Source organism: Cobetia sp. MC34 (assembly GCF_018340035.1).
GTDB classification, from domain to species: domain Bacteria; phylum Pseudomonadota; class Gammaproteobacteria; order Pseudomonadales; family Halomonadaceae; genus Cobetia; species Cobetia amphilecti.
The window spans coordinates 13,244-27,048 of sequence record NZ_JADPPY010000004.1 but is presented as its reverse complement, the minus strand read 5'-3'; the positions used below and the strand labels follow the sequence as shown (position 1 = coordinate 27,048).

Below are 13,805 nucleotides of genomic sequence, written 5' to 3'. Positions count from 1 at the left end.
CTCATCAGGCCACGCCAGCGCCTGATGCCCAGAGATGACGACGCCCCCGCAGGCTGACCTGCGGGGGCGTCGTTCGTCTACGTGACGAGTCTTGCCTGAGAGTTGATCAAGCGGCCTTGGCAGGCTCGGCAAGTTTCGTGATCAGGCCCTTGAGCACCTGCCAGAATTCACCGACCGACTCGACCTCGACCCGCTCGCTGGGCGAGTGGGCACCGCGAATCAGCGGTCCGAAGGAGATCATCTCGAGCTGGGGATACTTGGCCCCCAGAATGCCGCACTCGAGCCCGGCATGGATGACCTTGATCTCCGGCGCACGGCCGGTGACGCGCTCGTGCAGGCTGCAGAAGCGCGCCAGCAGCTGCGCATCCGGCGCCGGCTGCCAGCCCGGATAGGCATTCTCGGCCGTGGTGGTCGCGCCGATCAGCGCAAAGAGCCCACGAATGCGTTGCTCCATCATGGTCACGGCATCATCGCGCAGCGAACGCACCAGCGCGCAGAGATGGAAGCGCCCCTCGCGCAGCTGCACCACGCCGAGGTTGTTGGAGGTTTCCACCACGCCTTCCACCGCCGCGCTCATGCGCTCGACCCCGTAGGGCGCGGCATCCAGCACCGCGACCAGCCGCTGGGTGTCCTCGACGGACAGCGCGTTCTCGGCGTTGCCGCGGGTCACGCTGAGCGAGACATCCGGGTCCGTCTCGCGCAGCTCATCGCGAATCTGGGCCTCGAAGTCCGCGAGGCGCTGGCGCGCGGCGGCGACGCGCTCGTCATAGATCACCACGCCGACCGTGGCCTCACGCGGCAAGGCATTGCGCAGCGTACCGCCAGACCAGCTGACCAGACGCGGCTTGAACTCGGCCAGCGCGACCAGCGCGCGTGACATCAGGCGATTGGCATTGCCGCGCCCACGATGGATATCGAGCCCGGAATGGCCACCGACCAGGCCGCCGATGGTCAGCTCCAGCTCCGCTTCGGCATCCTTCAGAGAGGAAGTGGCAAACTCGTGGGCGACATTGATGTCCGCGCCACCGGCACAGCCGATATAGACCTGACCGCGGTCTTCCGAATCCAGATTGAGCAGGTAGCGCCCTTCCAGCCAGTTCTCGGCCAGATTCAGCGCGCCGCCCATCGAGGTTTCCTCCTCGAGGGTGAACAGCGCTTCCAGCGGGCCGTGCACGAGGCTGTCGTCTTCGAGAACGGCCAGCGCCGCCGCGACGCCGAGACCGTTGTCGGCCCCCAGAGTGGTGCCGCGCGCCTTGAGCCAGCCGTCTTCCAGATAGGTATCGAGGGAATCACGCGTGAAGTCGTGATCACTGTCGCTGGCCGCCTGGGCGACCATGTCGAGATGGCCCTGCAGCACGATGCCCGCTGCGCTCTCGTGGCCGGGGGTGGCGGGCTTGCGCAGGCGCAGGTTGCCGAAAGCGTCGCGATCATGGGCGAGACCACGCGCTTCGGCCCAGTCGATCAGATAGGCCACCAGCGCGGCTTCATGCCCGGACGGGCGCGGGATATTGCACAGAGTGCGGAAATGACGCCAGAGGATGGCGGGGTCCAACGTATCGATATGCTCATTCATGGCGAAGATTCCTGTTCTTGTCATCAATGAGCATACGGAACAGCGGACGGGCGTGGCTAGTGGTTGTCGACACCTATCGATCAGTGACTTCGAATATGCAAGGATGACAATCACGACCCTGCTGACAGCTGCATGCCATTCCCCACCTTCATCGGAGCCTTTTATGCCTCGTCGACTACTGCTGCTGACCGCCATCTCCGCCACTGCTGGCCTGCTGATGCTGAGTGGCTGCTCGCCGATTCCTGACATGCCCGGCCCGATCGGCATTCCGGGCCTCTGAGCCACGCCCGGCCGCTCTGCTCTTGTCAGACAGGCTTGACCGATGCTCATGTCAGATGAGCTTGTCAGACGGCCTTGTCATTCGCTCTGTTCGATCAAGCGCCCGGTGGCCGCTCGGCACCAGCGATCGCGCGCCTTGCGGCCCACGATGCCCTGCCCCTCGGCCCAGCTGATGAAGGCAGGCGCATCCTGTCCGCCCAGCGCCAGCACCAATCCGTGACGTGACGCCTCATCGAGTCGTGCAGGCTCACAGGATTCGAGTACTGTCTCGAGCCACGGCCGCACCAGCGCCAGCCCCCCGCCACCACGGCGATACCAGTCCAGTCGCTGCGCGCATGCGGCTGGCGTCAGCATGGCCAGGTCAGTTTCACTTCCCCGCTGCCTCAGCCTGTCGGCCAAGCCGGGCGGCAAGCCGTGCAGCTCATGCGTGAGCAGGCTGGGCAGCAGGCGCTGGAAGTCCTGCTGCAGCGCGCCGAGCAAGGCATCCTGCGCCAACTGCCCGCGCGGCGCAGATTCGCCACTCCCGCTTTCGCCGATAGCCTTGCCCATCATCACTGCGTGCTCGCCACTGGCGGCATCGCGCTTGAGGCCCATGCGCAGCGGCACGAAACCCTGCGCCAGCCAGAAGGCGACCAGATCGGCCTCGGCCCCGAAGCTGGTGCCGAGCCGCGTGACGCCTGCCGCCAGCGCCTGCTGCTCCAGCGCCTTGAGCAAGCGCGCGCCCTGACCACGCCGCCATAAAGCGGGATGCACCGCGATGCGCAGCACCCGCCACCAGCGGGCTTCGGCGGCGCCCTGGTGGCCTGCATGCGCCGCCAGCGACTGTGCCAGCAGATGCCCGCGCGGACGCCGCTTGCCGCACCAGATGTCATGCGCCAGAGGCGTCGGGAAGCCGCCCTCCTCGACGGCGGCCACCACCCCCAACCAAGCATCACGCCCTGTCGTGGCATCACGCTGACGAATCGCCATCAGCGTGAGCCCCGGCGTGTCGAGCAGCTGGCGCAGGTCCGCCGGTGTGGTGCGGTAATGCGCCTGCACCAGCAGGCCGAACAGCTGCCGCAACGCCGCCTCATCACGCGCCAATGCATCACGCTCCAGTACGACAATGTCGCAGCCCTCCAGCCACTGCTGAGCATTCTTCGCGCATGGCTCAGGCAGCTCAGGCGGCTGCGCCGAGAGCAGCAGCAGGTCATCGGTCAATGCTTCCAGCGGGTCGCCGGACGCCCAGCGCACGGGCGTCGTCATCTCCAGCGCCTGCCAGCCGGGACACTGGCGCTCGAGGTGATGGCGAAACCGCAACTGAAAGCCGCGACCGGTGCCTTCATAGCCATGCACGGTGGTGGCGAAGGCGATGCGCGGGAAATGCGCCAGATAGCCTTTCAGCAATGGCGTGGGGATGGCCGCGGCTTCATCGACGAACAGCCGCGGCAGCACCTCATCGTGGCAGGCGAGGCGAGCCGCCTCGATGGCATCCGGCGCCAGAAAGCGCAGTTCGCTGCCGGAAGCCGTGTCGCCCTCCGCCTGTCCAGCCGGCAAGCGAAAGACATTGCCCTCGCGCTGTCCCCGGGGCAGCAGGGCCGCCAGGCGTTCGAAGATCGCGCTGACCGCCGCAGGGCGTGGCGCCGTCAGCCAGACATCCTCCCCCGCCGCCAGACAGCGCGCCGCCGCGATGCCCAGCGCGCCACTCTTGCCACGTCCGCGATCGGCACTGATCACCACGGGTCGCGTAGGCGCCAGTGCCTCCAGCGCAGCCACGCTGGCGGCCTGGTCCTGCGTCAGGCAATCGCTGTCGGCGATGGCGTCTGCTCGCGCTGCTTGATCGCCGCCATCCAGCGATGGCGCAGGCAAGTGTCCACCCTGTGGCCAGTGCAGCACACTGGCATGCGATGAGAGGCGCCGCGCCAGCCGCGCCAGCCGCGCCAGATAGCGTGCCGTCAGCTGCTGCCGCTCGAAGGGCCAGTGAGCCAGACGCGCGTGATCGCCATCCGGCACTGGCGCAGGGTCTGCCGCGGCCCAGGCGGCAGGCGTCATCAGCACCAACAGCCCCCCCGCCTTCAGGGTGCCGGCCACGGCGCCGAAGGCATCGGGGTCGAAGCCAGTCGCCGGCTGCGCTGCATCGAAGATGACCAGTGACTGCTCACCGCCCAGCTGAGTGGCGGCCTTGGCCAACGCCAGCGCACGCACGGGCATCGCGCCCGGCGTCGACAAGGCTTCACCTGTGCCCAGCCACAGCGGAGCAGGCTCACGCGCTGGCCACCGCTCGCAGATCGCCTGCGCGGCGCCAGTGGGGTCATCGCCGCTGATCCACAGGCAGGCACGCTGACGCCGCGCGAGCAGATGTTGATGCAGCGTTCGGCACCACGCCTCGAGGGCAGGCAGATCAATGCGAGAAGGAGAATCTGAAGGAGGAGTCGTCATGTCGCGCAGCATGCCGCATGGCAGCGCGCCAGACCAGATGGCGCGAGAAAGTCGTGAGGCAGCCGTAAAGTAGTCGTGAGAAAACCGCGACCTGCTCGGCGCTGCCGCCAGGCCTGCCACCCGCCCCTGTTACTTGTGAAGAATCTCGTGCTTACTTGAGAAGAAGCTCATACTCATACAACGCCCCGTTGCAAGATGAGCAACGCAAGCGGCGCAGGGATGAGAATGGTTATATTTAGGCTTATCGGGATAATGAAGCTCCACTTCCCATCATTGCGAGTCCCCCCGATGCCACAGCGTCACTCCCTCACCACTGCTCTGCCCCGCGCGCTCAAGCCTTGCCTGCTCGCCCTGAGCCTGGCGGCAACATTCGTGGCGGGTCAGGCCTCGGCACTCGAATACCCGATCGGCACGCCGGTCAAGGAAGGCGGCATGGAAATCGCTGCGGTCTACCTGCAGCCGGTGGTGATGGCCCCGGCCGGCAAGCTGCCTGCCAATCAGGCCGATATTCACCTGGAAGCCGATATCCACGCGCTGATGGAAAACGACAACGGCTTCGCGCCGGGCGACTGGATTCCCTATCTCGGCATTCACTACACCCTGACCAGGCAGGGTGGCGAGGCGCCGATCGAAGGCGAGCTGGTGCCGATGATCGCCAATGACGGCACCCACTACGGCAAGAACGTCAAACTGGATGGCCCGGGCAAGTACCACCTGACCTTCGAGATCCAGCATCCGGACATGCCGCGTCATATCGACAAGGAAACCGGCGTCGCCGAGTGGCCGCAGACCATCACCACCGACTACGACTTCGTCTATGCCGGCGTCGGCAAGAAAGGCGGCTACTGAGCGCTGCTCTGCCCTTTCTGCATGCCCCTGAATGTCTGCATCCCGTGAGGCGGCCATTGCCGCTTGCTCCTTCGATGGCCGCCTGTGCTGACCTGCACTCGCGGCCATTGGTCGCTCTACCACCAGCGCCTTGCGCTGGTGTCAGTGTGCGCTTTCCCTCATCGTCCGAAGTGTCCCATGCGCCTGACCTCTCTCTTGCCCTCCCTCTTGCCCTCTCACTTGCCATCTCGCCTGCCCTGTCGAGTGAGCGCCCTGCTGCCCGCGCTCGCCATGTTGCTCGTGGCCCTTTTGCTCGTGGCCCTGCTGCCTCGGCCGGCGGCCTCCAGCGACATGCCGTCCTACGACCTGACCCTCGACAACGGCAAGCTCATCCCTGAGGTCCTTGAGGTGAAGGCCGGCGAGAAATTCGTCATCCAGCTGCACAACGCGGGCAATACGCCGGCCGAATTCGAGAGCAACTCCCTGCGCAAGGAGAAGGTGCTGGCACCGGGCGTTAAGTCGTTCGTCGTCATCCATCCGCTGCGCGCGGGCAGCTATGACTTCTTCGATGATTTCCACCTGCCGGACGCGCGTGGCAAGGTCGTCGCCGAATAAGCTCGGCCACCCTGTGCCAATGACGCCTTTTCCGTCATCGATGGCGCGCACCGAACGTCAGTAGAAGAGAGTCCGCATGTTTGATCAGATCCTGTTTATCGTCTGGCGTGAAAGCGTCGAAGCCATTCTCGTCATCGGCATCATGCACGCCTGGCTGGTGCAGTCCGGCACCCGCGCGGGCCTGCGCTACCTGTGGGGCGGGGTCGTCGCCGGTCTGGTGCTGGCCGGCCTGATGGGGGCAGCGCTGATGGGCGCCAACACCTGGCTGACCGGCACCGCGCAGGAGGTCTTCCAGGCCGTACTGGTACTGACCGCCTGCCTGTTGATCACCCAGATGGTGCTGTGGATGCGCACCAAGGGCCGCACGCTCAAGGCAGAACTCGAGAGCGGCCTGGCCAGCGCCGTCTCCTCCGGCAGCTACTGGGGCGTGGCGACGCTGGTCGCCATCGCCGTGGCACGCGAAGGCGCGGAAACCGTCGTCTTCCTCTATGGCATGGGCGCCGCCAGCCTGCAGTCCGGCGGCATCGCCAGCTTCGCGCTCGCCGCAGGCCTCGGCTTCGCCCTCGCGGTGGCGACCTTCATGGCGCTGCAGCTCGGTTCACGCCTGTTCTCGTGGAAGCTATTCTTCCGCGTGACCGAAATCCTGCTGTTGCTGCTGGCGGCGTCACTGCTGATGTCGGGCCTCGAACAGCTGATCGGCCTCGGCTATCTGCCGGCGGGCCTCGACCCGCTGTGGGATTCCAGCTGGCTGCTCGATGATGGCAGCGGCCTCGGCGGGCTGCTGGCGACCTTTGCCGGCTATCGTGCCTGGCCTGCCACGACGATGGTGGTCGGCTATCTCGGCTACTGGGTCATCGTCGCAAGCCTCATGAAGCGTCAGCGCAAGAAGGAGCGCGTGGAGCAGCGCCGTCAGCTCACTGCCCGCGCGCGCAGCTGAGTCTTGTTCACGCGATCTGCCAGTCAGGAGAAACGATAGTCATGGCCAATTGCGGCTCCAGCCCCCACGGCGACATCGCCAACCTCATCGCCAGTGATGGCGGCACCTCGCCTGGCCGTCAGGCCACGCGCATCGCGCGCTTCGGACAGGCGATGCAGCAGCGGCGTGGTCTGATCCAGCTGGTGCAATGGCTGGTGGTCGGCGTCTATGCCTTTCTGCTGGTGGTGCCGGCCATGTTGCCGCTGCCGGATTACCAGGCGCATATCCTCACCAATCTGACGGTGTTCGCCGAGTTCGTGTTCTGGGGGCTGTGGTGGCCCTTCGTGCTGATCAGCATGGTGCTGATGGGGCGGGTGTGGTGCGGTGTCTTCTGCCCCGAAGGCACCCTGACCGAAGCCGCCAGCCGCATCGGCCTGGGTCGCCCGATTCCCGGCTGGATGCGCTGGGGCGGCTGGCCCTTCGTGGCCTTCCTCGGCACCACGCTCTATGGCCAGCTGGCCAGCGTCTATCAGTACCCGCTGGGCGCACTGGTGGTACTGGGAGGCTCGACGGTGGCCGCGATCATCGTCGGGCTGATCTACGGCAAGGGCACGCGCGTCTGGTGCCGTCAGCTGTGTCCGGTGAATGGCGTCTTCAATCTGCTGGCGCGCCTGTCACCGACCCACTTCCGTACCGACCAGGCCCGCTGGAACGCCCACAACCAGGCTGTCCGTCAGGGCAACGCCGTGCGCATGCACGCTCCTGACTGCGCGCCGCTGATTCCGCTCAAGCAGCTCGACAGCGCCGGTGACTGCCATGTCTGCGGACGCTGCAGCGGCTACAAGGACGCGATGCAGCTGGAGTGGCGTGCGCCGGGGGTAGAGCTGGTCGAGCCGCCGCAGCCGGTGCGCTTTACCCACTACTCGGTGCTGGTGTTCGGCCTGCTCGGCATCGCCATCGGCGCCTTCAGCTGGAGCGCCAGCCCGTGGTTCGTCACCCTCAAGCAGCAGCTGGCCTTCTGGCTGATCGATCACGACCTGATGTGGCCACTGACCACCACCCTGCCGACCTGGATTCTGACCAACTACCCCGAGCACAACGATGTCTTCAACCTGCTCGATGGCAGCCTGATCACGCTGTGGATCGTGGTCGGTGGCGGCCTGCTGGGCGCACTCACCAGCCTGCCGCTGCTGCTGGGTAACTGGCTGATGGGTGGCAAGGCGACGCTGTCACGTCTGTGGCACCTCTCGCTGAGCCTGATTCCGCTGGGCGGGCTGGGCGTGTTTCTCGGCCTCTCCGCCACCACCATGACGCTGCTGCGCGGTGATGGCATCAATCTCACCTGGGCCAATGATCTGCGCGCCACCCTGCTGGCACTGGCCTGCCTGTGGGGGCTGCGGCTGGCCTGGCGCATTACCGGTGAGCAGCGCAACGGCGGCCTGCTCGCCGGCAACGCTGCACGGCTGATCGGTACCGCGAGTGTCGCGCTGGCCTGCCTGCCCGCACTGGGCGTCTGGTATCTGATGTTCTGGGGCTGGTGACGCCCTGCTGGCTGGATGCTGGCTGACTGATCAGAGGCTCAAGACCTGACACACCAAGGCTTGAAAGACAAAGACCCGCCGATTGGCGGGTCTTTGTCTTTCAGCGACATGCGGCGTTTTCTCAAACTACGATCAAGGAGCCTTCAAGGCGCCATCAGTGCGCTGGGCTCTGTTCGGCACTTTCGCTGGCATCCGCCTTGCTGGCCGGGTCTTGCGGGCGACGGAACAGGAAGGCCGCCACGCTGCCGAGCACATAGACCGCGCCCAGCCACAGGAAGATATTGTCGAAGGCCAGCACCTCGGCCTGGATGCTGATGCGCTGGGCGATCATCTGCACACCGGCCTGCCACGGATCAGCCAGCCCCGCGAAGGTCGACTGATAGCTTGCCAGCTGATCGATCACCACCTGGCGGCTCTGGTCGATGGCCCCGATCATCTGGTTCCAGTGATAGTCCTCACGCAGCTCGCGGATGGTGTCGATCAGCGCCAGCCCCACCGCGCCGCCCAGGTTGCGCATCACGTTGAACAGGCCACTGCCGTTGCCTATCTCATGGGGCGCCAGACGTCCCATCGCCAGCCGGGAGACCGACAGCAGCACCATGATCTGGCCCGCGCCGCGGATCACCTGCGGCCAGAAGAAGTCATCGAAGCCCGAGTCCGAGGTCAGGTGCACGTTCATGCCGGTGCCGAGACCGGTCAGCACCAGGCCGATGCATAGCATCAGGCGCAGGTCGATGCGGTCGGAGAGCTTGCCCGCCACCGGCGCCATCAGGAACATCACCACGCCGCTGACGAACATCACCTGCCCGATCTGCACGCTGGAGAAGCCGGAAATCGAACCGAGAAACAGCGGCACCAGATAGACCAGCCCGTAGAGCACCACGCCGATCCAGAAGCCGATGATCGCCCCCAGCGCGAAGTTGCGGTCCCTGAACACCCGCAGGTCGACGATGGGGTTGCTGGTCGTCAGCACGCGCCAGAAGAAGCCGACTGCCGCGACCGCGCACACCACACTCCAGAACAGGATCAGCGAACTGGCGAACCAGTCATCGCCAGGCCCCTCCTCGAGCACGAATTCGAGGCTGCCGAGAAAGACCGCCATCAGCGCCAGGCCCAGCGTATCCAGACGACTGAGCAGACCGCGGTCGCCGCTGTCGATCTCCAGATTGCGCCACACCAGTGTCGCCACGATGATGCCCGGCACCAGGTTGACCAGAAACAGCCAATGCCAGCTCATGTATTCGGTGATGTAGCCGCCGACGGACGGCCCGATGGAGGGCGCCATGGTCGCCACCAGGCCGATCACCGCCTGGATGCTGCCCATCATGCGGCGCGGGAAGATCGAGAAGCTGGCCGCCTGGGTCAGCGGAATCATCGCCCCGCCCATGAAGCCCTGGACCGCACGCAGCACGATCAGGGCTTCCAGCGAGGTCGAGAGCGCACAGCCCAGACTCGCCAGCGTGAAGCCCAGCGCCGAGACGGTCAGCACCAGCCGCGTCGAGAAGATGCGCGCCAGCATGCCGGAGAGCGGAATCATCACGATCTCGGCGATCAGGTAGCTGGTCTGTACCCAGGAAATCTGGTCCTGACTGGCGGCCAGGCCCGCCTGCAGCTCGTTGAGCGAGCTGGACACGATCTGGATATCCAGAATCGCCATGAACATGCCGAACACCGCGGCCACGAAGCCGATCTGCTGGCGGCGCGTCGGCATGTCACTGGCGGTGCCCGTCGGAGGCTGGCTCGGGGGCTGAGCCGAGGACTGGGTCATCTCGACCATGCTTACTGCGCTCCGCGATCAGCGCTGGCGACCTGCGCGGCATCGGGCGCGAGGACGTCCCTGGAGAGGCTATCGACGGCATAGGTGCCGGTGTCCGCAAGCTCTCGTGTATCGACGCTGGGGATGACCGACAGACCGGCGCGCAGACGCGGCAGCGCATCCGCTGGGCCGGTCAGGCGAATGCGCACCGGCACACGCTGGACGATCTTGTTGAAGTTGCCGGTGGCGTTGTCGGTCGGCAGCAGACTGAACTCGGTGCCGGTCGCCGGCGCCAGGCTATCCACCACGCCCTCAAACTCGATGTCCGGGTAGGCATCCACCTCGAGACTGACCGGCTGGCCGACGCGCATGCGCTCGGTCTGGGTTTCCTTGTAGTTTGCCACCACATAGGCGCTCTTCACCGGCACCAGCTGCATCAAGGTCAACGAGGCGCTGGCCATGGTGCCCACCTCGACACTGCGATTACCGACCACGCCATCTTGCGGCGCGTAGATCGAGGTCTTCTCCAGCTGGTGGCGCGCGTAGGCGAGATCCGCCGCTGCTGACACCACCTGGGCACGCGCCGACTCCAGCTGCGCCTTGTAGACCTCAAGCTGCTGCCGGGCAGACACCAGCGCGGCCTGCTTCTGGGCAACGCTCGCCTCGGCGGTGCGCATGGTCACCTGGTCATCTTCATAGGACTGACGCGAGGCGTAGCTGCGGCTCTCCAGACTTCTGGAGCGCTTGAGATGCAGCGCCGCCTGATCGCGTTCGGCCCTGGCCGAGGCCAGCGCGGCCTTGGCCTCGTCGATCTTCGCGCCTTGCAGATCCAGCTGACGCTCGGCCTGGACTCCCCCGGTGCGGGCGTTGTCCAGCGCGGCACTGGCCTGGTCCAGATTGGCCCTGGCATCTTCGTCATCCAGCTGCACCAGCAACTGCCCCTTCTTCACCGGCTGGTTGTCATGCACCAGCATGCGCGTCACCCGCGCGGTGATCTCGGAGCGCACCGCGACGCTGTCGGTACGCACATAGGCGTTGTCGGTCTCCTGCATGAAGCGCCCGACCTGCCACCATTCGACCCCCATCACTCCACCAGCGATCACGCCCGCCACCACGATGAGTGCCACGACACCCTTGCCTGCCTTGTTCATTCGGCGACTCTCTCTTGCTGCCTGTCGGTGACAGGCGTGTAATCTGTCTGACGCTGCGGATGAGGCGGCCACGGCGCTTGCGAGCGCTCAGGCCACGGCTATCATCTTGCATCGCCACAAAGTGTAATGAATACTACACTTCCTTGAGGCAGCCCCGACAGTTTCGACAGACAGCGTCTCTCGTTCGCAATATCGCAACCTTGCCTGCTTCAGGCGGTTTCCGGATCACAGACAGGACACTCACATGACTGATTCGCCCTCATCAGAGACCGCCCCTGACTCGGGAAGCACCACGACTCGCGCCTCACCGCGCGGGGAAGCACGCCGCAAACGCCAACTGGAAGTCGCGCGTGAACACTTCCTCGAACACGGCTTCGCCGCGACCAGCATCAATGAGATCGCCCGGCAGGCCGGCGGATCACTGGCAACGCTGTATCGTAATTTCGGCAACAAGGACGGCCTGTTTCTGGCCGTGATGCAGCAGGAGGCGCAGACGGTGTGGTCGGTGATGGACCACGAAGCCAACGAGACACGCAGTGTCGAGGAAGCGCTGGAAGACTTCGGCATGGCGATGCTGGCGCTGGCCCTCGCGCCCGAACTGATCCGCCTGTTCCGTGGCCTCGCCTTCGAGAGCGGCCGCAACCCGCAGCTCGGCAAGCTGTTCCTCGACAACGGCCCCAAGCTGACGCGACAACGCCTGGCAGGCTACCTGTCGCGTCAGGTCGCCCAGGGCCACCTGCCGTCCACCGGCCTCGGCCAGGAACCGCTGGCCGCCGCCAACCTGCTCACCGGCATGCTGCTCAACCCGCTGCATGTCGACGCCCTGCTCGGCTGCCCACCCGACACCGCAAGCCCCGAACGACTCCGCCCACATGTCAGACGCTGTGTGCGCGTCTTTCTTGCCGGCTTCGGGGCAAGTTAGAGAGCTTGCTGGCTTCGGAGCAAGTTGAAGAGCTTGCTGGCTTCGGAGCCTGAGGGACAAGCTGTGAAAGGAAAGCGGGCACACGATCATCGAGGGAGGATTGAAGAGGTGAAAAGCGAGGGTCGAGGATGAGTAAAGGCCCGGGCAGCACTGCCGGCTTCAGGGCGTGTGGGTGAACTTCTGCATCTTCTTGACCAGCGTCGACTGGTTGATCCCCAGCGATGCCGCCGCAGCGCGAGTGGTGCGGTGCTTTTCCAGGGCTTGCTCGATCAAGCGCCGCTCCAGAGCTTCGATATGTTCCTTCAGCGTGCGCTCCTGTGTGCCATCCTCCGGGGCGGTTATCGCGCCGAGTATCATCGAGTCATCCCACCCGGAACTGGCATGCGCCGCAAGATACTCTGCCGGCAAGACATCGGACGTGATCACCTCGTTGGTGGTGGTCACCACGAGGCGCTCCACCAGATTGATCAACTCACGGATATTACCGGGCCATGCATGGCCGCCCAGCAGTTCGAGCACTTCAGGATCAAGGCGCCGGACCAGTGCATGACGCTGACAGAAATGGCGGAGGTAATGCTGCAGCAGCGGGATCACTTCGCTGCGCCGCTCACGCAGCGGTGGCAGCGTGATGGGCACGACACTCAGGCGATAGTAGAGGTCTTCCCGGAAACGTCCCTCCTTCACCCGAGCAGCCAGATCATGATGTGAGGCGATCAGCAGACGGACGTTGGTGCGCCGAAGCTCTGTCCCGCCGACAGGCATGAAACGCTGCTCCTCGACGACCTTCAACAATTTGGCCTGCAATGAAAGCGGCAGATCACCGATCTCATCCAGGAAGAGCGTGCCACCATTGGCGACGTCCAGAAGCCCCTGCTTGCCACGTGCGTTTGCACCGGTGAAGGCGCCAGGCGCATAGCCGAACAACTCGGCTTCCAGCAGCCCTTCCGGCAAGGCAGCACAGTTGAGCTCAAGGAATACCCCCTCGGCACGCGTGCTGTGCTCGTGAAGATAGCGGGCCAGCAGCGTCTTGCCCGTTCCCGTCTCGCCCTGAATCAACACCTTCACATCAGTGGCAGCCACGCGTTCCGCCAACGCGAAACAGTCGGCAGTAGCGTCACTGGTCACCAGCTCCAGCGACTGTTCATCCGTCCCGGAGCTGACGCTGTAGGTGTCATGCAGAGAGTGCAGTTGACGCAGCTGCTCCTGTGCATGCTTGGCGCGCAGCAGCTCGGTGATATCGCGCACGCTGGTGACCACATGGCTCAAGGTGCCGTCGTGGGCCAGCATCGGGAGACCGCTGACCAATATCTTGCGGCCATCGCGCAGACTCTGCACGAGGGTGACGGGCTTGCCGTCACGGATGACCTCCAATGACACCGACTTGGAGATATACCCCCGGCGCACCAGCTCCTGCATGTGATGCCCCAGCACGTCACTGCGCTTGAGCCCGGTAATACGCTCATAGGCCTGATTGATGGCGACGGTCACGCCACGCCCATCGGTGATATAGACACCGTCATGCAGGGCATCCAGCAATCGCTGGGTCGGCACCTGAGCCAGCAGATCAGACGCCGGATTCGCGCCAACCTCCGTGGCATTCTTCCCGGTTGAGCTGCCCCGCTGATTGGAGAGCGCGAGGCGTTCCTTGAGTTCCGCGGCGGACTCCACCTCCTGACGCGTCAAGATACCGATAACCTCACCACGTGTATCGATGACCTTGACGGCCTCCAGTGACTGGCGCTCCAGCAACGCCAGCGCTGCTTCAAGCCTGAGATCCTGCTCCACGTTCTGCATTGACGACTCCCC

The 13,805-nt window shown here is 65.1% G+C and carries 10 protein-coding genes; 5 read left to right on the top strand and 5 right to left on the bottom strand.

Annotation, left to right across the window (positions count from 1 at the left end):
- Positions 1 to 106: 106 nt before the first annotated feature.
- Positions 107 to 1,573 carry an aminoacyl-histidine dipeptidase gene (locus IZU87_RS03265; protein WP_213113673.1) on the bottom strand — a complete coding sequence of 489 codons (1,467 nt, stop codon included), beginning with the start codon at positions 1,571 to 1,573 and terminating at the stop codon, positions 107 to 109.
- Between the two features lie 357 nt (positions 1,574 to 1,930).
- Positions 1,931 to 4,270: a tRNA(Met) cytidine acetyltransferase TmcA gene (locus IZU87_RS03260; protein ID WP_213113672.1), complete on the bottom strand. Its 2,340-nt coding sequence runs from the start codon at positions 4,268 to 4,270 to the stop codon at positions 1,931 to 1,933.
- Positions 4,271 to 4,558: 288 nt separating this feature from the next.
- Here IZU87_RS03260 and IZU87_RS03255 point away from each other — a divergent pair, with 288 nt between their 5' ends.
- The 4 genes from IZU87_RS03255 (at position 4,559) to IZU87_RS03240 (ending at position 8,170) form a co-directional block, all read left to right on the top strand.
- Entirely contained in the window at positions 4,559 to 5,119 is a 561-nt protein-coding gene (locus IZU87_RS03255) for an iron transporter (RefSeq protein WP_054555234.1), read from the top strand.
- 243 nt (positions 5,120 to 5,362) lie between these two features.
- Positions 5,363 to 5,713 carry a cupredoxin domain-containing protein gene (locus IZU87_RS03250; protein ID WP_349305158.1) on the top strand — a complete coding sequence of 117 codons (351 nt, stop codon included), beginning with the start codon at positions 5,363 to 5,365 and terminating at the stop codon, positions 5,711 to 5,713.
- A gap of 76 nt (positions 5,714 to 5,789) precedes the next feature.
- Entirely contained in the window at positions 5,790 to 6,650 is an 861-nt protein-coding gene (locus IZU87_RS03245) for an FTR1 family iron permease (protein ID WP_213113671.1), read from the top strand.
- A gap of 41 nt (positions 6,651 to 6,691) precedes the next feature.
- The gene (locus IZU87_RS03240) at positions 6,692 to 8,170 is read left to right on the top strand and encodes a 4Fe-4S binding protein (RefSeq protein WP_213113670.1); all 1,479 of its coding nucleotides are present in this window, start codon (positions 6,692 to 6,694) and stop codon (positions 8,168 to 8,170) included.
- 154 nt (positions 8,171 to 8,324) lie between these two features.
- On the opposite strand, the gene IZU87_RS03235 is transcribed toward IZU87_RS03240, so the two are convergent.
- Positions 8,325 to 9,947: a DHA2 family efflux MFS transporter permease subunit gene (locus IZU87_RS03235; protein ID WP_249330413.1), complete on the bottom strand. Its 1,623-nt coding sequence runs from the start codon at positions 9,945 to 9,947 to the stop codon at positions 8,325 to 8,327.
- A 2-nt stretch (positions 9,948 to 9,949) separates the two neighbouring features.
- The gene (locus tag IZU87_RS03230) at positions 9,950 to 11,077 is read right to left on the bottom strand and encodes an HlyD family secretion protein (RefSeq protein ID WP_213113669.1); all 1,128 of its coding nucleotides are present in this window, start codon (positions 11,075 to 11,077) and stop codon (positions 9,950 to 9,952) included.
- A gap of 244 nt (positions 11,078 to 11,321) precedes the next feature.
- On the opposite strand from IZU87_RS03230, the gene IZU87_RS03225 reads away from it, so the two are divergent.
- Positions 11,322 to 11,999: a TetR/AcrR family transcriptional regulator gene (locus tag IZU87_RS03225; protein ID WP_213113668.1), complete on the top strand. Its 678-nt coding sequence runs from the start codon at positions 11,322 to 11,324 to the stop codon at positions 11,997 to 11,999.
- Between the two features lie 159 nt (positions 12,000 to 12,158).
- Here IZU87_RS03225 and IZU87_RS03220 read toward each other — a convergent pair whose 3' ends face one another.
- Entirely contained in the window at positions 12,159 to 13,793 is a 1,635-nt protein-coding gene (locus IZU87_RS03220) for a sigma-54 interaction domain-containing protein (RefSeq protein ID WP_213113667.1), read from the bottom strand.
- Between the last annotated feature and the right edge of the window lie 12 nt (positions 13,794 to 13,805).